Annotated in this window: 20 protein-coding genes and 1 pseudogene; 10 read left to right on the top strand and 11 right to left on the bottom strand. The window is 64.5% G+C overall.

Annotation, left to right across the window (positions count from 1 at the left end):
* The first annotated feature begins 80 nt into the window (after window positions 1-80).
* The 3 genes from IVB36_RS06985 to IVB36_RS06975 all read left to right on the top strand — a co-directional run bounded on the left by IVB36_RS06985 (window position 81) and on the right by IVB36_RS06975 (window position 2,628).
* Window positions 81-584, top strand: a complete 504-nt coding sequence (locus tag IVB36_RS06985) for a CAP domain-containing protein (RefSeq protein ID WP_026232777.1) — start codon at window positions 81-83, stop codon at window positions 582-584.
* Between the two features lie 78 nt (window positions 585-662).
* Entirely contained in the window at window positions 663-1,838 is a 1,176-nt protein-coding gene (locus IVB36_RS06980) for a patatin-like phospholipase family protein (protein WP_018454641.1), read from the top strand.
* Window position 1,839: 1 nt separating this feature from the next.
* Window positions 1,840-2,628 carry a 3-hydroxybutyrate dehydrogenase gene (locus tag IVB36_RS06975; protein WP_018454640.1) on the top strand — a complete coding sequence of 263 codons (789 nt, stop codon included), beginning with the start codon at window positions 1,840-1,842 and terminating at the stop codon, window positions 2,626-2,628.
* A gap of 47 nt (window positions 2,629-2,675) precedes the next feature.
* Here the strand turns inward: IVB36_RS06975 and IVB36_RS06970 are convergent, their stop codons facing one another.
* From IVB36_RS06970 to IVB36_RS06960, 3 genes are all read right to left on the bottom strand, one after another.
* On the bottom strand, window positions 2,676-3,500 hold the full coding sequence (locus tag IVB36_RS06970) for a sulfite exporter TauE/SafE family protein (protein ID WP_018454639.1): 825 nt from the start codon (window positions 3,498-3,500) through the stop codon (window positions 2,676-2,678).
* Window positions 3,501-3,689: 189 nt separating this feature from the next.
* Window positions 3,690-5,048: a flippase gene (locus IVB36_RS06965; RefSeq protein ID WP_018454638.1), complete on the bottom strand. Its 1,359-nt coding sequence runs from the start codon at window positions 5,046-5,048 to the stop codon at window positions 3,690-3,692.
* A gap of 138 nt (window positions 5,049-5,186) precedes the next feature.
* Complete coding sequence (locus IVB36_RS06960; protein WP_018454637.1) at window positions 5,187-6,026, bottom strand: protein-disulfide reductase DsbD domain-containing protein; 840 nt, start codon at window positions 6,024-6,026, stop codon at window positions 5,187-5,189.
* Window positions 6,027-6,168: 142 nt separating this feature from the next.
* Here IVB36_RS06960 and IVB36_RS06955 point away from each other — a divergent pair, with 142 nt between their 5' ends.
* Window positions 6,169-6,813 (top strand): YqgE/AlgH family protein, encoded by a 645-nt coding sequence (locus tag IVB36_RS06955; protein ID WP_018454636.1) that lies wholly within the window; start codon window positions 6,169-6,171, stop codon window positions 6,811-6,813.
* A 157-nt stretch (window positions 6,814-6,970) separates the two neighbouring features.
* Here IVB36_RS06955 and IVB36_RS06950 read toward each other — a convergent pair whose 3' ends face one another.
* Complete coding sequence (locus IVB36_RS06950) at window positions 6,971-7,858, bottom strand: TauD/TfdA family dioxygenase (protein ID WP_018454635.1); 888 nt, start codon at window positions 7,856-7,858, stop codon at window positions 6,971-6,973.
* Window positions 7,859-8,059: 201 nt separating this feature from the next.
* Window positions 8,060-8,839, bottom strand: coding sequence for an SDR family NAD(P)-dependent oxidoreductase (locus IVB36_RS06945; RefSeq protein ID WP_018454634.1), 780 nt, complete (start codon window positions 8,837-8,839; stop codon window positions 8,060-8,062).
* A 99-nt stretch (window positions 8,840-8,938) separates the two neighbouring features.
* On the opposite strand from IVB36_RS06945, the gene IVB36_RS06940 reads away from it, so the two are divergent.
* Both IVB36_RS06940 and IVB36_RS06935 read left to right on the top strand, forming a co-directional pair.
* A complete protein-coding gene (locus IVB36_RS06940; RefSeq protein ID WP_018454633.1) occupies window positions 8,939-9,676 on the top strand; it encodes an SDR family oxidoreductase in 738 nt (245 codons plus the stop codon).
* 73 nt (window positions 9,677-9,749) lie between these two features.
* A complete protein-coding gene (locus IVB36_RS06935) occupies window positions 9,750-10,118 on the top strand; it encodes a CsbD family protein (protein ID WP_018454632.1) in 369 nt (122 codons plus the stop codon).
* Window positions 10,119-10,292: 174 nt separating this feature from the next.
* On the opposite strand, the gene IVB36_RS06930 is transcribed toward IVB36_RS06935, so the two are convergent.
* Window positions 10,293-11,981, bottom strand: coding sequence for an SGNH family hydrolase (locus IVB36_RS06930; RefSeq protein ID WP_018454631.1), 1,689 nt, complete (start codon window positions 11,979-11,981; stop codon window positions 10,293-10,295).
* Window positions 11,982-12,196: 215 nt separating this feature from the next.
* The gene (locus tag IVB36_RS06925; protein ID WP_198293349.1) at window positions 12,197-13,594 is read right to left on the bottom strand and encodes a lytic murein transglycosylase; all 1,398 of its coding nucleotides are present in this window, start codon (window positions 13,592-13,594) and stop codon (window positions 12,197-12,199) included.
* Window positions 13,595-13,797: 203 nt separating this feature from the next.
* Here IVB36_RS06925 and IVB36_RS06920 point away from each other — a divergent pair, with 203 nt between their 5' ends.
* Window positions 13,798-14,673, top strand: coding sequence for a UTP--glucose-1-phosphate uridylyltransferase (locus tag IVB36_RS06920; protein WP_026232775.1), 876 nt, complete (start codon window positions 13,798-13,800; stop codon window positions 14,671-14,673).
* Between the two features lie 106 nt (window positions 14,674-14,779).
* On the opposite strand, the gene IVB36_RS06915 is transcribed toward IVB36_RS06920, so the two are convergent.
* On the bottom strand, window positions 14,780-16,276 hold the full coding sequence (locus IVB36_RS06915; protein ID WP_247294148.1) for a diguanylate cyclase: 1,497 nt from the start codon (window positions 16,274-16,276) through the stop codon (window positions 14,780-14,782).
* 144 nt (window positions 16,277-16,420) lie between these two features.
* On the opposite strand from IVB36_RS06915, the gene IVB36_RS06910 reads away from it, so the two are divergent.
* Complete coding sequence (locus tag IVB36_RS06910; RefSeq protein WP_018454627.1) at window positions 16,421-16,690, top strand: hypothetical protein; 270 nt, start codon at window positions 16,421-16,423, stop codon at window positions 16,688-16,690.
* Between the two features lie 13 nt (window positions 16,691-16,703).
* Here the strand turns inward: IVB36_RS06910 and IVB36_RS06905 are convergent, their stop codons facing one another.
* Both IVB36_RS06905 and IVB36_RS06900 read right to left on the bottom strand, forming a co-directional pair.
* Window positions 16,704-19,580 carry an EAL domain-containing protein gene (locus IVB36_RS06905; RefSeq protein ID WP_026232774.1) on the bottom strand — a complete coding sequence of 959 codons (2,877 nt, stop codon included), beginning with the start codon at window positions 19,578-19,580 and terminating at the stop codon, window positions 16,704-16,706.
* A 154-nt stretch (window positions 19,581-19,734) separates the two neighbouring features.
* Window positions 19,735-20,733, bottom strand: coding sequence for an NAD(P)H-quinone oxidoreductase (locus IVB36_RS06900; protein WP_018454625.1), 999 nt, complete (start codon window positions 20,731-20,733; stop codon window positions 19,735-19,737).
* Window positions 20,734-20,844: 111 nt separating this feature from the next.
* Between IVB36_RS06900 and IVB36_RS06895 the strand changes: the two are divergent.
* Window positions 20,845-21,030 (top strand): annotated as a pseudogene (locus IVB36_RS06895) (DUF1192 domain-containing protein); the annotation flags it as partial.
* A gap of 530 nt (window positions 21,031-21,560) precedes the next feature.
* Window positions 21,561-22,070 (top strand): DUF1465 family protein, encoded by a 510-nt coding sequence (locus IVB36_RS06890; protein ID WP_018454623.1) that lies wholly within the window; start codon window positions 21,561-21,563, stop codon window positions 22,068-22,070.
* Window positions 22,071-22,158: 88 nt separating this feature from the next.
* Here the strand turns inward: IVB36_RS06890 and rpmE are convergent, their stop codons facing one another.
* On the bottom strand, window positions 22,159-22,386 hold the full coding sequence (gene rpmE, locus IVB36_RS06885; protein WP_018454622.1) for a 50S ribosomal protein L31: 228 nt from the start codon (window positions 22,384-22,386) through the stop codon (window positions 22,159-22,161).
* Window positions 22,387-22,569: the final 183 nt, after the last annotated feature.

Genomic DNA, 22,569 nt, shown 5'->3' with positions numbered 1-22,569 from the left:
CCGGTCAATTTTTCCTCAATATTCACCTTTCAGCCACGGTTGGTATGCAACAACGGCGCCTGATTTGGGGGCTCCTGTTCATGCGCGTCGCGGCCGCGATATCAATCCTTTTGCTGCTCGCCGGCTGCGCCGGCAACGAAGCATCGGTCCAGCAGCCCTCGATGTATGCCGATATGGCTGTCCCGGGCGCAAAGCTCGACGCGCAGGCCGCAGCGATCATGATCTCGCAATACCGCCAGAACAACGGGCTCGGCACCCTCGTGATCGACCCCGAACTGATGCGGCTCGCCGAATCTCAGTCCCAGGCCATGGCTGCCGCCAACAAGATGGACCATGACGTCCGCGCGCCGCTGGCCAAGCGCCTCAGCGCCGGCGGCTATCCGGCGACCGTTGCGGTCGAGAACGTCTCGGCCGGCTATCATACGCTGGCGGAAGCGTTTTCCGGCTGGCGCGACTCGCCCCCGCACCGCGCGAACATGCTCAAGAGCGGTGTCACAAAATTGGGCATTGCGGCGGGCTATGCTCCCGGCACCAAATACAAGGTGTTCTGGACCATGATCCTGGCCTCGACGGACTCCCGATAAGCCAGACTTGATCACGGGATGCATTGACGCCGCGGCAGACTGTCGCCACGGTCGCTCGCCATCTGCTACTGTTCCCGCATGACCGATCATAGCCCGGAAGTCGCAACTATCCCCGCGAACGCGCAACGTGTCCTGGTCCTCCAGGGCGGCGGCGCGCTCGGCTCCTATCAGGCCGGCGCCTATCAGTCGCTCTGCCATGCCGGCTTCGAGCCGGACTGGGTCGCCGGCATCTCGATCGGCGCGGTCAACGCCGCGATCATCGCCGGTAACGAAGGGCAGACGCGCGTCAAGCGGCTCAAGGAATTCTGGGAGATGGTCTCCGCGCCGGTGCCGTGGAAGCCGATCGGCAAAAGCGAGCACAGCCGCGAACTGTTCAATTCGACCAGCGCCGCATTGATCGCGACCTTCGGCGTGCCCGGCTTCTTCGTTCCGCGCATGCCGCCCGCGCCGCTCTGGCCGCCCGGCAGCCCCCAGGCCGAGAGCTATTACGATACTGCACCCCTGAAGAAGACGTTGGAGCGTCTGGTCGATTTCGACCGCATCAACGATCTGAAGACGCGGCTGTCGGTCGGTGCAGTCGGCGTTACCTCCGGCAACTTCAAATATTTCGACAATTTCGAGTTCAGGAAGCTCGGCAAGAAAATCGGACCCGAGCACATCATGGCCTCCGGCGCGCTGCCGCCCGGCTTTCCGTCCATCGTGATCGACGGCGAGCATTATTGGGACGGCGGCATTGCCTCCAACACGCCGCTCGACTACGTGCTGGACGCCGAGACCGACCGCGATCTCCTGATCTTCCAGATCGACCTGTTCAGCGCCCGCGGCGATCTGCCGACCTCGCTACTCGAGGCGACCGAGCGCGAGAAGGACATCCGCTTCTCGAGCCGCACGCGGATGAACACCGACAAGAACAAGCAGGTGCACAACGCCCGCAGGGCCGTGCGCGACCTGATTTCCAAATTGCCCGATTATCTCAAGAACGACCCTTCCGTGGAATTCCTTGCCAAGGTATCGCGCGAAAGCACCGTGACTGTGGTGCACCTGATCTACCGCAGCAAGAACTACGAATCCTCGTCCAAGGATTACGATTTCTCGCATGTCGCCATGGTCGAGCATTGGGAAGCCGGCGTGCGTGACGTGCATCTGTCGATGCGCCACAAGGATTGGCTCGAGCGGCCGCAATCCGGCGAGACCATGGTGACCTACGATCTCACGGGGGACGTCACTGCGCCCCCGCCAAGAAGGAGCGAATAATATGGGTAGTCTGTCAGGCAAGAACGCCGTCGTGACCGGGTCGACCAGCGGCATCGGACTTGCCTATGCGCGCGCCTTCGCCGCCGCCGGCGCCAATGTCGTCATCAACGGGTTCGGCTCGCCGGAGGACATCGAGAAGGAGCGCGCCAAGATCGAGTCCGATTTCGGCGTGAAGGCGGTCTATTCGCCGGCCGACATGACCAAGCCGGCCGAGATCGCCGGGATGGTCGCGCTCGGCGAGAAGAGCTTTGGTTCGGTCGATATTCTCGTCAACAATGCGGGCATCCAGTTCGTCTCGCCGATCGAGGAATTCCCGCCGGAGAAATGGGATCAGATCATCGCGATCAACCTGTCCTCGGCGTTCCATGCCATTCGCGCCGCCGTCCCGGGCATGAAGAAGAAGGGCTGGGGCCGCATCATCAATACCGCTTCCGCGCATTCGCTGGTCGCCTCGCCCTTCAAGTCGGCCTATGTCTCGGCCAAGCACGGCATCGCCGGCCTGACCAAGACCGTGGCGCTCGAGGTCGCGACCAGCAAGATCACCTGCAACTGCATCAGCCCCGGCTATGTCTGGACGCCGCTGGTGGAGAAGCAGATCCCCGACACCATGAAGGCCCGTAACCTCACGCGCGACCAGGTCATCAACGACGTGCTGCTCGACGCGCAGCCGACCAAGGAGTTCGTCACCTCCGAGCAGGTCGCAGCCCTCGCGCTGTTCCTGTGCGGCGACGATGCCGCGCAGATCACCGGCACGAATCTGTCGATCGACGGCGGCTGGACCGCGGAGTAGACCGCGATCGCTGGCGAATGGCGGAAGCCGAGCTCCGCCATTTTCGTTCAGTGCGTCCAGGCCAGCGCCGTCTCGAATGCCGAGGACAGGTGCAGCTCCGCGAACATGATCTTGCCGGCGACCACGAACAGCACGCTGGCGAGTGTGAGGCGCAGCACCGTCTCGGGCACGCGCGTCGCGCTAAAGCTGCCGACGACGATGCCGGGCAGCGAGCCCAACAGCAGCACGCCCATCAGCGCCCAATCCACGTCGCCAAGCGCCCAGTGCCCCATTCCGGCGATCAGCGTCAGCGGGACCGCATGGGCGATGTCGGACCCGACGATGGTCGCCACCGGCAGGCGCGGATAGAGCAGCAGCAGAACGGTGACGCCGACCGCGCCGGCGCCGACCGATGAAATCGAGACCAGCACACCGAGCACGATCCCGGTGACGACCGTCGCGATCGCCGTGGCGCGGTCATCGACCTGCTCCAGGCGCCGGCGATAGCGCTCCATGATCGATCTGCGGAAGATCAGCGAGGTCGCTGTCAGCAGCAGCGCGAAGCAGAGCACGAGGTTGACGAGATTGCGCTCGGAATCGCTCTTGAGGTCGAGCTTCCAGAGCACCAGCAGCGTCAGCGCGCTCGCCGGAAGGCTGCCGCAGGCGAGCCGCAGCACCGCCGGCCAGTGCACGCTGCGCGACCAGCCATGCACCACGCTGCCGCCGGTCTTGGTGGCGGCAGCATAGAGCAGGTCGGTGCCGACCGCGGTCGATGGATGAATCCCGAACAGGAGGATCAGCAGCGGCGTCATCAGCGAACCGCCGCCGACGCCGGTCATCCCGACCAGCAGGCCGACGCCGAAACCAGAGGCGACGTAGAGTGGATCGATCATGTCCAGGGAATCTTAGGTTTATCTCGTCAGTTGGGCAATACGACGTAGAATAAACTTTCCCTGCGGTGCAACCGCTTGGGCCAAAAAATCGTGCTGTGCCCTTGGCAATAAATAGGTGTTTCGCGTTGTTCCCGGGCATGCTTCGAAGCAGCCGTTCCCCGAGAGCAGCACGCGAAGGCAGTCGGAAGTCTATTTCCCAAACGCCAGCACGTGCAGGCCGAGCCGCTGTCGCACGATCCAGAACAGCAGCACCGTCTCGAAACTGAGCGAGATCGAGGTCGCGGCCGCCGCGCCATGGCCGCCGAAGCGCGGCACCAACGCGATGCAGAGCACCAGGTTCATCGCAAAGGCCAGCGCATAGGCCAGCGCGCAGATCTTCTGCTGGCCGAGCATGTTGAGCAGCCGTTCGACCGGGCCGATCGCGGCACGGACCACGAGGCCAATCGCGGCGACGAACATGATGTCGTAGCCGATCACGAATTGCGGCCCGAACAGCCAGAGCAGGGGCTTGCCGAGCGCGAGCAGCACGATGGTCGCCGCCAGCGACGGCCAGAACGTCCAGTTGATGGCATGCGCCACGTAAGCCGACAGCCGCGCCTTGTCGCCAGCCGCGTTGTATTCGGCGAAGCGATGCGCGGTCGTCGCCGACATCGCGTAGTGGATGAAGGAGACCAGCGCCAGCGTCTTCACCACGGCGAAATAGACGCCGACCTCGTCGGAGGGGCGGAATTGCTGAAGCACCAGCACGTCGGTATAGGACAGCAGCAAATAGAAGCTTTCGACCAGCAGGATCGGCAGCGACACGGCGAGCCAGCCGCCGACGTCGTAGGCCTTGGGGCCCGCCTCGATGTGATCGGCGAGCTTGCGGTTCAGCACCACCATCTGCCCGGTCATCGCGATCCACACCGCGCCTGCGCTCGCGATCATCGCGGCAACCGCGCCGAGATGATAGCCGAGCAGGAAGGCGCAAGCCGTGATGCCGATGATTAGTGTCTGGCGGATGATGAATTGCGGCATCAGGCCGAGTTGCATCCAGTCATGCGAACGGGCGATGCCGTCCTGGGTGTTGGCGACGACGAAAGCGGGCAGCGTCATGCAGCCGATGTAGAGCGGCAGCACTTCGGCGGGATCGATCCAGGGCGAGAGCAATTTGACGATGCCCGCGAGGCCGAGCGAGACCAGCGTGGAGGCGCAAAAGGTCAGCCAGCGGCTGCCCGAGAGAAAGCCGCGCAGCAGCGCATGCTCGCCACGGCTGCGGTATTCCGGAATGATCTTTTGCGCGGAGGCCGAGATGCCAAAGTCCATCATGCTGCCGAGCAGCAGCACCCAGGTCCAGACATAGACATAGACGCCGTAGTCCGACGTCCCCATCCAGCGCGCGAGCAGGACCTGCGAGAAATATGCAAGGCCGGCGCTGATCACGCGGATGAGGAAGATGGTGCCTGCCAGCCGCCGCGTCAGCGACGCTTCGCTCGACCCGCCCGTCAATTTGTCGCGCAGCCGCGCGATGAGGCCGGCAGGTCCGGTCGTTGCGGGTTCTGCATCCATCACGGCCAATTCGAAGGATCCCCGAGGCGCACACGAATGCTGCGGCAGACTTGCCGCAGTAGCCCTGGGGATTAGCAACCATTCGTTAAGATTCGGTTGGATCAAAGATGTCGTCCGGGCGAACGCCAGGACGACCACTCACTCCAGATTGGTATTGAACTCGTACGACTTCTCCGGTCCGACCAGCGTGAACTTCAGCGCTGCGCCGCCGGGCTGGGCGCCCGGCGGCAGGCCGTCGAGTTCGAAAGAAAATCGCTTCACGCCCGGTGGGCTGGGCTCGACCGGCGCCGGGATGGGCAGCGCCCAATCGGGCGTCGGACCTTCCACGAACAGACTGACGGTGCGCGCATCCGGAACGACCACGTCGACCACCACATTCTTGGGCCCATCACGCTTCACGTCGCGGATGGTGAGCGGATTGGGATCGCCGATGGCGGCAGGTTTGGGCACGGTGTCGAGCGCTGCACGCAAATTGGCGTCCTCGGTCGAGGCGACGCTGTTGAAGCCAAGCTCGGCGCGGGCCTCGACGGGAATGCAAAGCTTTTCGCACACCGCATAATTGATCTCGGCGCGCAACGTCACCGGCTTGTCGGCCGCCTTGGCGATGATGCGCAGGGGCAGCACGATCTGGTCGTGATAGCCGATCGAATGGCCGCCCGCGCCGTCGTCGAATTTCTGCGGGGCCGGCCACATCACCGTCACCGCTTCGACATTGTCGGACTTCGAGAAATCGAAGCGCGGCGGAACGCCGGAATCGCCCGGCATGCGCCAATAGGTTTTCCAGCCGGGCTGGATCTGGAAGGCGATACCGCCGAGCAGGACGGCGCCGCTGCGCGATCCTGCCAGCAACCGCACCGCGGAATGTCCGTCGCGCTGCCACGGCGATGCGTCGTCGGCATGGGCCGCAAGCGCCAGCGAGGACGCGAGCAGGGTTGTCGCGACGCCAATCGCCGCACGCCGGGGAACTCTTGTCAGCATGGTACGTCTTTACAGGGTCGCCCGGCGGCAAACCATTGAATTGCTTGTGATGGATGCACTTGAATCAAGTCCCTGAAAGCCTTGATTTGACAGCGGCCCGGCCCGACATCAGGATAGGAATTGAAACCGGAGTGCTTCACCGATGGCTCCCACAGGCAAGAGGACGGGCGAAAGCACCCGCAAGCCAGCCCCCGCGCTCCCGAGTTCGGCGGGCTACCTCGACGGCCAGCTGTTGATCGCCATGCCCGTGATGGGCGACGAGCGCTTCGAGCGCTCGGTGATCTATCTCTGCGCCCACTCCGCCGAAGGCGCGATGGGCATCATCGTCAACCATCCGGCCGGCAGCATCGACTTCCCCGAGCTGTTGCAGCAGCTCGGCATCATCAACAAGGGCGAGCACATCAAGCTGCCGGAGAATGCCGAAAGCATGAAGGTGCTGCGCGGCGGTCCGGTCGATACCGGCCGCGGCTTCGTGCTGCATTCCAGCGATTTCTACATCGAGAATGCGACGCTCCGGATCGACGACGGCGTCTGCCTCACCGCGACCGTCGACATCCTGCGCGCGATCGCCAACGGCTCCGGCCCCAAGCACGCCATCCTGGCGCTCGGCTATGCCGGCTGGGCGCCGGGCCAGCTCGAGACCGAGATCCAGAGCAATGGCTGGCTGCATTGCGACGCGGATTCGGATTTGATCTTCGGCGACGACGTCGACGAAAAATACGGACGCGCGCTGCGTAAGATCGGCATCGATCCTGGCATGCTCTCGAACGAGGCGGGGCACGCGTAGCGCCTCAGTGTCGTCCTGGCGAAGGTCAGGACCCATTACCCCAGGCTGCAATTGTTGAAGCAGGCTGGCAACCACCAGCCTTCGCCGAACTGGACATCGGTGGTAATGGGTCCTGGATCGGCGCTGCTTCGCTCGCTGGTCCAGGACGACTGGAGAACTACTCCGCCGCCTGCTGCTGCACCGTTGGCTCCGTGCCCGCCACCGTCGCGCGGCGCATGTCACGGGGCTGCGACTGGTCGTAGCGGCGGACGCGGTGCATGGTCTGGCGGTTGTCCCACATCACGAGGTCATGCAGCTTCCATTTGTGGACGTAGACGAACTCGCTTTGTGTGGCGTGCTCGTTGAGATCGCGCAGCAGCAGCCTTCCCTCGGGGACGCTCATGCCGACAATCTTGCCGGCATGCGATGAGAGATAGAGCGACTTGCGGCGATGGACCGGGTGGGTGCGCACGAGACGTTGCATCACCGGCTTGAACATCTCCTTCTCCTCGTCGGTGTATTCTGTGAAGCCCAGCGATCCCCGCGAATACATCAGCGAGTGCTCGCAGACGAGATCCTCGATCTCCGCCTTGGTCTCGTCGTCGAGCGCGTCATAGGCCGCCCGCATGTCGGCGAATTCGGTATTGCCGCCCTTCGGGTTGAGCACGCGGGCCGACAGCAGCGAGAATTTTGCCGGGATAGGGCGGAACGAGCTGTCGGAATGCCACAAGCAATTGCCGAGGTTGAACAGGTGCGCGCGGCTGTCCTTTGCCAGCGGCTTGCCGTCCTTGCCGAGATTGGAAACGTCGTTCAGGCCCGATTGGAGCCGGTAGTCCTTCTCCTTCGTGACCGTGCCGCCGCGCGCGTCCTCGCGCTGGCCGAAGTTTAGCGCAAAGGCCATCTGCTGTTCGTCGGTGATGTCCTGGTCGTGGAACACCAGCACTGCATATTTGTCCATGGCGGCTTCGATCTCGCGCGCCTCGGCCTCGGTGAGAGGTTGCCGCAGGTCGAGGCCCGAGACCTCGCCGACAAAATGTTTGTGAAGCTGCCGGATGGCGATCGTCATGACGTTTCTCCCGCGAACCGCGAGCGGTTGGTCCCGCTCTGTCGAGGAAAAAGTTACTCCCGTAACAAGCGATGTCAACGCTGGGCGCGCATAGCTGCCCGTAGCCCGGATGGAGCGAAGCGTAATCCGGGGAGTCTTCCTGCGATGTGAGAACCCCGGATTGCGCTGCGCTCCATCCAGGCTACGCACCTTTGGTGCCGCTTACGCGTTGCGCGCCATCAGGCCGCCGTCGACAGGGATGACCGCGCCGGTGAGGAAGGACGCTGCCGGCAGGCACAGGCTCAGCGTCATGTGCGCGACCTCTTCCGGATCACCGTAGCGGCCGAGTGCCGTGCGGCGCTTGGCGTAGATGGTCTTGTGCTCTTCCGAGATCCGGTCGGTGATGGCGGTGCGGATCGGCCCCGGGCAAATGCAGTTGACGGTGATGCCCTCGCGGCCAAGCTCCACCGCGAGCGAGCGGGTGAGGCTGGCGACGCCGCCCTTCGCCGCCGAATAGGGGCCGTGCAATGCGGTGGCGCCGAGCGCCTCGGTCGAGGCGATGTTGACGATGCGCGGGCTCTTCGACTTGCGCAAGTGAGGCAGCGCGGCGCGGATGATGCGCGGATGCGCCGTCAGCATCACCGCGAGGCCCTTGGCCCAGGCTTCCTCATAGGCGTCGTCGTCGATCGCGACGCGCACGGAGATGCCGGCATTGTTGACGATGATGTCGAGTCCACCGAAATGTGCAGCGACGTCGCCGACCACGCGCTTGATCTTATCGCCGTCGGCAACGTCGAGCTTCCAGGCTTTCGCGGCGCCGCCGCTTGCCACGATCTCCTTCGCGACGGCCAGCGCGCCCTGCTCGTCATAATCGGTGACGGCAACGTTCGCGCCCTCAGTGGCAAACACGCGCGCCGTCGCGCGTCCCATGCCGCTGGCCGCGCCGGTAACGAGAACGGTCAGGCCCTTCACGGACCGGCTGAGTTGTTTGAAATCGGCCATGCTGTTTCCTCTGAGCCCTGCTTGTTCTTGTTGTGATTGACAAGGCTGTCATCGATCCGCAGACAGGTCAAACAAGCAAGACAATGAGGGAGGCCAGCGATGACGAACGAGCTCGATTTCTCAGGCAAGCAGGTGCTGGTTGTCGGCGGATCCAGCGGCATCGGCAACGGCATTGCGCAAGCCTTTCGCGTCAGGGGCGCGCAGGTTGCGGTCTGCGGCACGCGTGCTCACGCGAAGGAATATTCGCAAGCTGAAGGCTCGGATCTCACCGGTCTTTCCTATGCGCAGCTCGACGTCGGCAATGCCGGAGCGGTCGAAGCGTTCAAGCCGTCGTTCGATCGGCTCGATATCCTGGTGCTCGCACAGGGCGCGGTGCTCTATCGCCGCGGCGAGTTCGAGATGGCGGGCTTTCGCAAGGTCGTCGAGGTCAATTTGATGAGCCTGATGGCCTGCGCCACGCGCTTCCATCCCATGTTGCGGGACGCGCGGGGATCGCTGATTATGGTGTCCTCGACCGCGGCCTATCATTCCACCATGGGCAATCCCGCTTACAACGCGTCGAAGACCGGCGCGGTCGGACTAACGCGGACGCTGGGCGAGGCCTGGGCCGAAGATGACATCCGCGTCAACGGCATCGCGCCCGGTCTGGTCGACACCAAGATGACGAAGGTGACGACCGACAATCCCAAGCGGCTCGAAGGTGCACTTTCACGCATTCCGCTGCGGCGATTGGGCACCCCGGCTGACATGGCGGGCGCGGCGCTGTTCCTGGCATCGCCGCTGTCGTCCTACATCATCGGCCAGACATTGGTCGTCGACGGCGGGCTGATTCTCTGAGTCCAATTTCAAGTCAGATGGAACTGCGCCGCTCCTGATCGGTTACTTGGGCTGACCCCCGAGGAGGAGCATCATGGATAAGGATCGGATTGTCGGATCGGCCAAGGAATTCGCCGGACGCGCGGAAGGCGCTATCGGAGATTTGGCTAGCGATACGCAGACACAGGCGTCCGGCAAGGCACGCGAAGCCGCCGGCAGTGTGCAGAATCTTTACGGCCAGGCCAAGGATGCCGTACGTGACGCCACGGACACCGCGGCAAGCTATGCCAAGGACGCCTACGACAAGCCGGCCGAAACCTTGCGTGACGGCTCGCAGGCGATTGCCCAGAAGGTGCAGGACAACCCGATGGGCGCGCTGCTGGTCGCCGGCGGCATCGGCTTTGCACTGGCACTGCTGATGGCGCGGCCTTCGCGCCGCCCGCCGCCGCGCTGGCGCTACTAGGCTAAAGCCAACGCGCGATAAGCATCAGGGCCCCGGACGCAGCGCGGCGCGTACGCCGCGTTGCCGAGCCGGGGCCCATTCTTTTTGTGACTGTCGGACGAGCTGGGTCCCGGCTCTGCGCAGCAGCGTTTCCCGCTGCAGCGCGTCCGGGACACGAGAGCTCAGCTTAGAAAATTATCGGAACACTTCCGCCGATCGCCCGACGTTGCCAGGCGGACGCGGGATCGCAGGGTTGGGATTCGGATTGCGCGGCGCCGGCGCCAATTGACGCGGCGGGGGCGGCGGCGAGCCAAAGCCGAAGAAATCGCGCATCGATGGCGCTGCCTGTGCCGGTTGCTGCGGCGCCGGTGGCTTCTTCGGCGCAAGCTTTGGCGGGGCGATCGCCGCGGCCGCACCCGGCGTACCGCCATCGGGTGTCGTCGTGGCGACCGGCGTATCGCCCTTGGCCTGCTCGCGGCCGACTTCGCGGCGCGGCCAGGCATAATCGTCGGCGCGGCCGGCGGGCGCAGCCAGTGGCTCGCCCTTCACCATCGTCTTCGCAGCGAGCGCATCGACGGCGGCAGGACGTGAGCCCGGCCCACCCAGCAATTGATCGGTCGAGATCGAGGCCGCAACCAGCGGCACGATCGGACCGGCCAGCGGCCGCGGCGCGGGCTTGCCGGGTTCGGCACTGGTGTCGGGGGTCGCCGGTTCGCTCGGCAGCGCGATCGGGCCGGAGCGCCCGGCGAGCAGGCGGGTGATCTCGCGCTCGACATAGTGGGCGAGCTTGCGCGCGCCGGGTTTCGTGAAATAGACGCCGTCACCGCTGCGGAGCTGACGGATCTGGCCTTCGAAGTCCGGGCCCTTCTGCAAGAAGCGGCCGGCTTCGTCGACAAAGCCGTCCCAGACGTCGACATAGGTGATGCCGGCCTTGGCCGCGCCTTCGCGATAGAGCGAATCCAGGAACAGCATGTCCGCGGTGCCCTTGGGGCCACGGATGGCGGGCAGGCCGACCCAGAGCACCGGCACGCCCTTGGACTTGAGGACGTTGGCGAGCTCCTCGATCTTCTTGCCGTAGAGCTCGACCCAGCGCTCGTCGCGGAATTCGTAGAGGCCGTTCGGGTTGCGCGCGGTCTTCTCGGGCGCGGCGACCGCCGGTGCGTCAGCGTTGTCGGCATCATCCTGCGGCAGGTCGGCATCGGCCGGCTTGTCATCCGGCTTCGCGGCGGTGTCGCCGGGCTTGGCATCGCCAGGCTTGGCCGGTGGTTTGCCGCGCGCGCCCTTGTCGTTCTTCTTGTCCTTGTCCGTCGCCTTGTCCGATTTATCGGGTGCTGCCGCCTCGCGGATCGCGATGCGGTCGTTGAGGCCGAGCATCACCACGATCACGTCGGGCTTCTCGGTCTCGAGAATGCCTTTCGCAGCAGCGGTCCAGTCCGAGGGCTCGCCCTTGGGCTGGTACTTGATTAGGCCCGACGTGGTCTTGTGCTTGCGGATCACGCCCATGTCGGGCTGCTCGGTGTAGGCGTCCTCCAGGCCGTAGGCGAGCCAGTCAGCCATGGCGTCGCCGATCACCAGCACGTTCCTGTCGGGAATGGTGTCGCGCTTGGCCGGCGCCGGTGCGCGCGAAAAATCCTGGCGCGGCGCTTGCGGCTGTTGCTGCTGGAACGGCGCGAAGAAGTCGCCGCCGAACCATCCGCCGCCTCCGCCTCCGCCGTTGCGCGGCGGCGGCGGAGCCGAGCGCTGCGGCGGGCCGCCGAAGCCGGGGAAGTTGAAGAACTGCGCCGAGGCGGGTCCCGCGACCGACACCAGAATCGCAAGCGCCGTCCCCAGCGCGATCAGCGGGCCGGTCTCGGTCAGCACCTTGAACAGGGACTTCTTCGACATGCGATCTCGGCACGTGCAATAGGGATCAGGACAGGCTCGATATAATAACGGAATCGGGCGCCAAACGGGCAGATTCTCTTTCAGATTCTCTTCAGATCCTTGAGATTCTGGGCCCAGATTCTCGGCCCAGAATTATTGGCCCATACACGGCGAACCGCCGCCCCGGTCAAGACCGCCGGCCAAAATCCCTGTTCAGGGTTACTTTCGGCGCGATTTTACTGCCCCCGCAGCCGATTCAGCGCGTCGGAGGAGGCAAATCCATCCGCGGGGACCCCGATCGAGGCCTGGAAGTTGCGCAGGGCTTCCCGGGTCTGGCCGCCGAACTGGCCGTCGGGGGTGCCCCTGTAGAAGCCGCGCTGGGCCAGCAGCTGCTGGAGTTCCAGCCGCTCGGTCCGGGACAGCTCCCGTTCCTGCCGCGGCCAGGGCTGAACGAACGGCTGGCCGCCGCGGAGGCGATCGGCGAAATGGCCAATCGCCAGCGCATAGGCCTCGGCCGGGTTGTACTTCATGATGACCCGGAAGTTCTGCAGCATCAGGAAGCCGGGCCCTTGGGCACCGGCCGGCGCCAGCAGATAGGCCTTCTCGGCTGGATGCGGGAAGGGCTGGTTGGTCGGGCGCTTGAGGCCGAGCTTCTCCCACTGCGCTACCGTCATCGCCTTGGCGCGGTCGGCCAGCATGTAGTTGAAGCCTTGGGGCACCACGACCTCGTAGCCCCAGGTCTGGCCGGCCTGCCAGCCGTCCTTCTTCAGATTGTTGGCGGTCGACGCAATCAGGTCGGAGGGATTGTCGACGACGTCACGCCGGCCGTCGCCGTCGCCGTCCACGGCAAAGCGCTTGAACGCGGTCGGCATGAACTGGGTCGGGCCGAAGGCGCCGGCCCAGGAGCCGCGCAATTGTTCGGGCCTGAGATCGCCGCGGTTGAGGATCTCCAGCGCGGAGAGGAATTCGTCCTTGAAGTAAGCCTGGCGGCGGCCGATGCAGGCGAGCGTCGCGGTCGATTGCAGCACGCTGCGGTCGCCCATCTGCGTCGAGTAGTTGGACTCGATGCCCCAGATCGAGGCGATGACATAACGATCGACGCCGGTGGCTTTTTCGGTGGCCTCGAACTGCGCCTTGTATTTGGCCAGGACCTCGCGGCCCTTGGCGAGGCGGTTGTCGTTCACGAGGATGTCGAGATAATCCCAAATCGACTTGGTGAACTCGGGCTGCGAATCCATCAGGTCCATGATGCGCAGATCGGGCGCGAGGCCTTCAGTGAAGCGCTGGAAATTTTCCTGCGTGATGTTGCGCCGTGCGGCATCGGGCCACATGCCTGCGACGCAATTGTTGAAGTTACCCGCGGCCTCTCGGATCGCGGCGGCTGTCATCAGCGGATGCCCGGAGGCGCCATCCTCGCCGGTCCAAGGTTGAACTCCCGTTTGAGCGCCGCTGGGCCCGGGCGCTGCTGGCGAAGGCGCCTGGTTCGGGCCGGAGAAAATACCGCCGAACAGATTGGACAAACCGTTCTGAGCCTGCGCGCTGGCGGGAAGTGGGAACAGCAGGGCGGTCGCAATCATCGTCGCACCGGTCACGGACCCGCCCCGTTTTGCCAGCCCTGCCATTGATTGCATCATGTCCACACCTGTCCGGCCAAAATCCGCCATCAGGAGGCCTGGTTACGGTTGCCAACAGCTTAACAAAGGTGAAATTTTGATGGTGGCCTTTTTCTTAACTCTGTGAGGATGAGGCCCCACATCCGCCTTTGTTGGCGGCTGCAAACAAGCTAGCAAGATGCCATTGCTCCCTTCACGTGTTCCTCAGGTATTCGATCAATCCCATGAAAATCCGCAAAGCCGTATTTCCCGTTGCCGGCCTCGGCACCCGCGTCCTGCCCGCCACCAAGGCGATGCCGAAGGAAATGCTGACGATCGTCGACAAGCCGCTGATCCAGTACGTCTATGACGAGGCCCGGGAAGCCGGCATCGAGCACTTCATCTTTGTCACCGGCCGCAACAAAAGTGTCATCGAAGATCATTTCGACCGGATGTTCGAGCTCGATGCGACGCTGGCCGCGCGCGGCAAGAAGACCGAGCAGGACGTTCTGGCGCAGAACCAGCCGGAGGCCGGCGCCGTCAGCTTCACCCGCCAGCAGGCGCCGCTCGGCCTCGGTCACGCGGTCTGGTGCGCACGCGACATCGTCGGCAACGAGCCGTTCGCGGTCGTGCTGCCGGACGAGCTCGTGCTCAATTCGCCCGGCTGCCTGAAGCAGATGATCGACACCGCCAGCAAGCTCGGCGAAAAATCCAATGTCATCGCGGTCGAGGCGGTGCCCGACCATCTGACCCATCAATACGGCATCTGCGGCGTCGGCAAACGCACCGGCAAGATGTTCGAGGTCGACGGCATGGTCGAGAAGCCGGCCAAGGGCACCGCGCCCTCCAACCTCTCGATCACCGGCCGCTACATCCTGCAGCCGGAGATCTTCAAGATCCTGGAGACCCAGGAGCGCGGCGCCGGCGGAGAGATCCAGCTCACCGATGCCATGATCGGCCTCGCCAGATCGCAAAGCTTCTACGGCGTCGAGTTCGAGGGCGAGCGCCATGATTGCGGCTCCAAGCCCGGCTTCCTCCGCGCCAACATCGCCTACGGCCTGAAGCGGCCGGAGCTGCGTGACGGGCTCATTGCGGAAATGAAGAAGTATTTGGGGCAGTAGCGCTCCGCTCGTCATTGCGAGGAGCGAAGCGACGAAGCAATCCAGGCTGTCTTCGCGGAGACAGTCTGGATTGCTTCGCTTCGCTCGCAATGACGGAACGAAACCCTCACGCCACCAGCGACAGCTTCGGCAAGCTTGCGACCACCGACTGGTTGCGGCCGCCGGCTTTTGCGGCGTAGAGCGCCTTGTCGGCGGCGGCGACCAGGATCGGCCAGTCCATGCCGGTGGTGGGAACGAGGCTCGCGATGCCGCAGGACACCGTCGAGCTCGTGTGGTCGTCGGACCATCCCTGCACCTTGGCGCGGATCGTCTCGGCCACCAGGAGGGCGTCCGTGACCGAGGTGCCCGGCAGCAGCACGGCGAATTCCTCACCGCCATAGCGCGCGGCGCAGTCGCCGGCGCGGCTCACCGAATCGGAAATGCAGATGGCGATGCCGACCAGCACCTGGTCGCCGGCCTGGTGGCCGAACGTGTCGTTGTAGGCCTTGAAGTGATCGGCATCGATCATCAAGAGCGCGATCGGCGTCTGCTGCCGCATCGCGCGGCGCCATTCGACGTCGATCACCTGGTCGAACTTGCGGCGGTTCTTCAGGCCGGTGAGCGCGTCGGTCGTCGCCATCTCCTCGAGCTTGCGCTCGGCCTCGGCGCGCCGGCCGATCTCGCGCGCGAGCACCAGCGTCGATGCCAGCATGAACAGGCTGAGCGCCACGACCACGGCGCCGATGCGGTAGGCTTCCCTCTGCCAGAGCTCGAACACGGTGTTCAGTGGCTTACCTGCCACCACGAATAGCGGGCTGGTCCCACCGCTGCGGACATAGAGCCGCGGCGTGCCGTCGATCGGCCCCTGTCCGGCGAATGCGCTGCCGACCTTCAGATTTTCGGCCTTCCAGACCGGCCGGTCGGCCAGATTCGTGCCGATCACGTCGAGATCAAACGGCCGCCGCATCATGACGGTACGGTCGCGCCTGAGCACGGTGATGGTATCGTCGGGATCGAGGCTCAGCCGCTCGAACAATTCGTGGAAATAGCTGAAGCGGATCGATCCGGCGACGACGCCGAGAAAGCCGCCGTCGGTATCGCTGATGCGCCGGCTCAGCACGATCGAATAAGCGCCGCGGAACAGCATGGGACGGCTGATGAAGAGCCCGGCTTGCGGATTGTCCCGATGGGCCTTGAAGTAATCCTCGTCGCCCCGGTTCACGACAACGGGATCGAGCGTCGAGGCGTCAATGGTCAACCGGCCGTCGGCGTCGAACACCTGGATCGCGCCGAAATGCCTCGCCGTGGTCGAATGGTCGAACAGGATGAGGTGACGGATCGGCTTCGAGACCGTGGCGATTTCCGGCAGCAGCATGTTGCTGGCGACCGCCTTAAGGGCCAGATCGTAGATCTCGATGTTGCGGCTGACGTCGGACTCGATGGTCGTCGCCAGGTTTTCCAGCGTCTGGCGGGCGAGCGCCTCCTCGCCGCGGCGCATGTCCAGCATGACGTTGACGCAAATGGCGGAAAAGCCGATCACCGTCACCACGGACGAGATGATCAGCAGCTTCGCCGAAAGCCGCCATGGCCGGCGGGCCGTGACGTCGCGCCATCGAGACAACATCGTTTGCTCCCGACACCAGTGAATGCGCCCGAAAGCTTGAGTAGTGTTTAAGCCGGGACGGCGCTGCCGGAATGAGTTAAAAATTGGTTTCCGCGGCTCACGTTTTTGGGCAAAGCGGAGCTTCGACCAGCGAAGAGGACAGCGGTGAACGACTACGACGCGTTGCGCGATTATCTGATGCGGCAGAAGCAGGCGGAATTCGTGCTGACCTATGAACAGATCGAAGAGATTATCGGCGCGGCCCTGCCGCGCGCGGCGAATCGTGCCTCATGGTGGGACAGCCTGCGCAGCCCGGATATCCAGATGCCGCAACGCGAAGCCTGCCTCGCCGCGGGTTTCAAGGCGATGCGGATGCCGGACGGTGCGAGCGTGCGGTTCACCAAGCTGAAGAGTGACCGGCGCAGGCCTGGGTGAGGCGAAGGGAAAGTCAGCTCGCCGCTTCCAGGCGCACTTCCGTGAGCAGGCGCATCGCGGCGTCGGCATCCATGGGTTCGCCAAAGGCAAACCCTTGCGCGTATTCGCAGCCCATCTGGTAGAGCTCGACCGCGTCGGAATCGGTCTCGGCACCTTCGGCGACCACGTCCATGCCGAGGTCGTGCGCGAGCGCGATGATGGACTTCAGGATCACCGGGCGGGTGCCGCGGTTGGTGGTGCGCACGAAGGACTGGTCGATCTTGATGGTGTCGAACGGGAAGCGCTGCAGATAGGCCAGCGACGAATGGCCGGTGCCGAAATCGTCGAGCGACAGCCCGGTGCCGAGTTCGCGGATGCGCGTCAGCATCTGCGCCGCGTGCTCCGGATTCTCCATCACCAGCGATTCCGTCAGCTCCAGCTTCAGCGTGCCGCGCGCGACCGAGGAGCGCGACAGCACGGTGCGGATGTCGTGGATCAGATCGTGGCGCAGCAATTGGCGCGAGGAGACGTTGACCGATGCGAAGATCGGCTCGCGCGAGCGCATCGCGCGCTGCCAGATCGAGAGCTGCTTGGCGGTCTGGTCGAGCACGAACATGCCGAGGTCGATGATCAGGCCGGTCTCTTCCGCGATGGTGATGAATTCCGAGGGCGCCATGCGTCCGAGCTTGGGATGATCCCAGCGCACCAGCGCCTCGAAGCCGGCGACCGAACGGTCTTCAAGCCGCACGATCGGCTGGTACAGGATCGTGAGCTCCTGCCGCTCGATGGCGCGGCGCAGTTCGCTCTCCAGCGTCAGCCGGTCGGTTTTTCGCGCGCGCATCGCGGACTTGTAGACGTCGATGCGGTCGCCGCCGATGCGCTTGGAGTGATACATCGCGAGCTCGGCGTCCTTGATGATCTCGTCCGTGAGCTGAACTTGCGGATCGGACAAGGCGAGGCCGATCGAGGCCGTGAGAAAGATTTCGCGTTCGTTGAAGGCGATCGGCGCGCGGATGGTCTTGCGGATGGTCTCGGCGAAGGCGGTGATGCGGGCGGGGTCCTGCTCCGAGAGCAGGATCAAGCCGAACTGGTCGCCCGCGAGCCGCGCCAGCGTATCCTGCGGCTTCAGGATGCGGGTGAGGCGGCGGGCCAGCGTCAGCAGGATGGAATCGCCGACCGCGATGCCGACGGAATCGTTGACCTGCTTGAAGCGGTCGAGGTCGATCACCATCAGCGTCGGCCGCAGCGTCGGCATGGTCTTGGCGAAATGCGCGACGGCGCCGAGCCGGTCCATGAACAGCTTGCGGTTGGGCAGGCCGGTGAGATTGTCATGCACCGAATCGTGCAGCAGGCGCTCCTCGGCGTTGCGCAGCTCGGTGACGTCGGTGAGGGTGCCGACCACGCGCGAGACCTCGCCGTCGGAGCCGACCACCGGGCGCGCCTTCAGCGCGAACCACATGAAGTGACCGTCCGGCGTGCGCAGGCGGAAATCCTGCACCAAGCGGCCGCGGCGCTGGTCGAGCACGCTGTCGAGCGCGGCGCGGAAACGGTCCTGGTCGAGCGGGTGCAGCACTTCGAGCCAGGAGGCGGCCGGGCCTTCCAGCGTGCCGCGCTTGAGGCCGAGCAGGGCCTCGGTCTCAGGGCTGGTAAAGACCTTGTCGGCGGACACGTCCCAGTCCCAGATCAAATCGCCGGAACCGGCCAGCGCCAGCGCGCGGCGCTCGATGTCGGAGACGACGCCGGTGGTGGCGCCGCCGCCGGCGAACGCATGCTGCATCACCGTGAAGCCGATCAGCATCACGATCAGCACGAGGCCGCCGAGCAGCGCAGGGCCGACGATGTCGTTGGTGACGGAGCCTGCGACCGTCATGCCGGCCGCGACCACCCAGACCACCAGCAGGAACCAGGTCGGGATCAGCAGCACAGCGCGGTCGAAGCCGTGGGTGGAGAGATAGACGATCAGCGCGAAGCCGGCGAAGGCAATCAGCACCAGCGATATGCGCGCGATGCCGGAGGCCACCGCAGGGTCGAACAGGGCCAGCGCCACCAGTGATCCCAGGAACGCGAGCCAGCCCACGGTGATGTGGGAATAGCGCACGTGCCATCGACTGAGATTGAGATAGGCGAACAGGAACACCAGCAGCGTCGCCGCCAGGATCGCCTCACCCGCCGCGCGCCAGATGCGCTCGGCGTTGTTCGACATGTCGAGCACCTTGCCCCAGAAGCCGAAATCGACGCCGATATAGACCAACACCGCCCAAGCCAGCGCCGCGGCGGCCGGGAACATGATGCTGCCCTTGACCACGAACAGGATTGTCAGCACCAGCGCCAGCAAGCCGGAGATGCCGATCACGATGCCCTGGTACAGCGTGAACGAGTTGACCTTGTCCTTGTAGGATTCCGGCTCCCACAGATAGAGCTGCGGCAGCTTGTCGGTGCGCAGCTCCGCGACGAAGGTGACGACCGCGCCGGGATCGAGGGTGACGCGGAAGACGTCGGCGGTCGGGCTCTCCTGCCGCTCCGGCCGGTCGCCGGTCGAGGGCGTGATGGTCGCGATGCGCGACAGCCCGAGGTCGGGCCACAGCAGCCCCGAGGAGACGATACGGTAATGCGGAGCGACGATCAGGCGGTCGAGCTGGTCGTCGGTGTTGTTGGCGAGCGCGAACACCACCCAGTTCTGGCCGCCTTCGCGGGCGCGCACCTCGATGCGGCGGACGATGCCGTCGGTGCCGGGCGCGGTCGAGACCTGGATGCGGTCGGCGTCGCTGCGCTGATGCTCGAGCACGCCGGTGAGGTCGATCGCGGGCGCGTCACCGCGGACGCTGACAGCGTCCAGCGCGCGCGCCGGGAACGCGCAGACGAGAATCATGAGGCCCAGCGCTATGGGCGCGAGGCACCTGATCAGACGCAAGGTCAGTTCTCCGCGTTCGACGCAAACTCTTCGGTGCAGGCTCTTCGGTGCACGGCGTTTTCCGAACGGAACAAGGTGGTTCGGTGCGTCGCGATAGATGCCACGAAAGCAAGGAAAATCAAAGGGTTTCCGGCTTGCCCTGTGGGCCGTTGGCCTAGACCTCCAACACAATTTTGCCAATATGTGCCGAGGTTTCCATCCGCCGGTGCGCGTCGGATGCCTTTTCCAGCGGGAAAGTGCTGTCCATCAGCGGCTTGACGCGGCCTTCGCGCAAAAGCGGCATCACTTTCGCCTCGATCGCGGCCACCATCGCCGCCTTGTCCGCATTACTACGGGGGCGCAGCGTCGAGCCGGTATGGGTCAGGCGCTTCACCATCACCTTGGCGATGTTGACGGTGACCTTGGGCCCGTTGAGGGTCGCGATCTGCACGATGCGGCCGTCGAGCGCTGCGGCGTCATAGTTGCGATCGACATAGTCGCCGGCGACCATGTCGAGGATCAGATTGGCGCCGGCATTGTTGGTCTCCGCCTTGACCACGGCGACGAAGTCTTCGGTCTTGTAGTTGATGGCACGATCCGCGCCGAGCTTGAGGCAGGCATCGATCTTGTCCTGCGATCCCACGGTGACGATCACCTTGGCGCCGAAAGCTTTTGCGAGCTGGATCGCCATGGTGCCGATGCCGGAAGAGCCGCCGTGGATCAGCAGCGTCTCGCCGGCCTTCAGGGCGCCGCGCTCGAACACATTGTGCCAGACCGTCATCAGTGTTTCCGGCAGTGCGCCGGCTTCCTTGATCGACAGCGACGGCGGCACGCTCATCGCCTGACCGTCCTGCGCGATGCAGTACTGCGCATAACCGCCACCGGCGACCAGCGACATCACCTTGTCACCGATCTTGTGCCGCTTGGCGTTGCTGCCGACGGCCACCACTTCGCCGGCGATTTCGAGGCCGGGCAGGTCGCTGGCGCCGGGCGGCGGCGGATAGGCGCCGGAGCGCTGCGCGACATCGGGCCGGTTGACGCCGGCGGCCTGCACCTTGACCAGGATCTCGTCGGGGCCGGGCTGCGGCAGCGCCCGTTGTTCCGGCACCAGCACCTCCGGTCCGCCGGGTTTCGAGATGGCGACCACGGTCATTTGCGCGGGCAGCTTGTCCATGATGTGTCCTTGAGCAAAGGTGCGGGATGGAACGAGGCCATTGCTTAGCCAGCGCGGTGCAGGCTGGCAACCGCCTCAGCCGCTTGTGAGGCGAACGCAGGAGGAACCAGGATGGCGATGGAAGACGACGACCGCCCGCGCAAGAAGATCAGCCATGACATCGGACAGGATCTCTCACTCTTGTCGGTGGAGGAACTGACCGACCGCATCGCGCTTCTCAAGGGCGAGATCGCAAGATTGGAAGAAGCCGCAACAAAGAAGCGCGCCTCGCGTGATGCGGCCAACAGCGTTTTCAAGAAGTTGCGGATTGGAAGAGGAGCGCCAGCCACTTCCACGGCGTCATGGCCGGGCACGTCCGAAGGACGGCGTCGCTTCCGCTCGCCTATGTCCCGGCCATCACGTTCTTGATCTTTCGCCGAAGGAGAGGACGTGGAAGCCCGGGCATGACGGGCAGTTTGTTCCGCGGGCCCACTCGGCCACTGACCGACATGGCTAACGAACCCTCAAGATAATCGCTCGTTTACTCCACATTAAGCTTTCGAGTTTATGACTGGGAACTGTCCTCGTTTGGACACCGAGTGGCTCCTGTCCACTCTGTTTGACGCCTCCCTGTTATCAACTTTCAAAGCCGCCGGTTTTCCGGCGGCTCTTTTTTTGCGCCCAGCTCCGCCTTTTTGCGTCTCGCCGCGGTTGAATTCCGGGCAAAGACCCGCGGAAACCATATCCGCGCTTGTCACTGGACTCGGCGTCTCGCCCGCGCAATGATTTGTTCATCATAAGCCGGTGCCAAAGCCGGGCGTCAGACAGTTGCGTAAGGGGCGTTAACCATGGAACGTTTGCAAGCCGAAGGCGCTCTCGTTCAACTCAGCGAGCGGTTCACCAATTCTGCGGCGTTCGGCGTCCTCTTCCGCGAGGGCATGGACTTGGTCGAGGAGACCGCCGCCTATCTCGATGGCGCCGGCCGCACCGAGGCCAAGGCGCTCGATCGTGCCGTCAGCCTCACCTATGCGACCGAGAGCATGCGTCTGACCACCCGCCTGATGCAGCTCGCCTCGTGGCTGCTGCTGCACCGCGCCGTGAAGGAAGGCGAGATGACGCTGGGCCAGGCCAATCGCGAAAAGACCAAGGTCAAGCTCTCCGCCGCCGATCCCGGCTCAACCGACACCATCGAGAAGCTGCCGTCGCAGCTCCAGGACCTGATCCATCGCTCGATGAGCCTTCAGACCCGCGTGCGCCGCCTGGACAACACCATCCACACCCCGCCGGTCGATCATTCCTCGATCGGCAACCCGCTGGTGCCGCATCTCAACGCGTTGAAGGCGGCGTTCGAGCGGTAAGCTCCCGTCATCGCGACGAGCGCCCCCAAAACAAAAAACGCCTCCGGCTCTCCGGGGGCGTTTTCGTCTCCAGCCTCGAGGGGCCGGATCAATCCTTTTTGAGAAAGCCCGAAAACTTCTTCTGGAAGCGCGAGACGCGGCCGCCGCGATCCAGCAGCTGCGCGTTGCCGCCGGTCCAGGCCGGGTGCGACTTGGGGTCGATGTCGAGGTTCAGCGTGTCGCCTTCCTTGCCCCAGGTGGAGCGGGTCAGGTACTCGGTTCCGTCGGTCATCACGACCTTAATCGTATGATAGTTCGGGTGAATTTCGGCTTTCATGGCAATTCCTCGGCGCCCCGGCGCCTCACTTGAGTGGCTATCGAATGACGGATTTGGCGGGGTCTATACCCCACGGGCCCCTGTAAAACAAGCCATTGCAAGCCTTTTGAGGGCCTTAGCGGGCCGGGCTGCCCCCTAAGGGACTTCCCGGATTTGCCACTCCCGCTCGCCCGGCCTATTTGG

The organism is Bradyrhizobium sp. 35 (assembly GCF_023073215.1).
Lineage (GTDB): Bacteria > Pseudomonadota > Alphaproteobacteria > Rhizobiales > Xanthobacteraceae > Bradyrhizobium > Bradyrhizobium canariense_D.
This window is presented reverse-complemented; position numbering and strand designations above follow the sequence as displayed.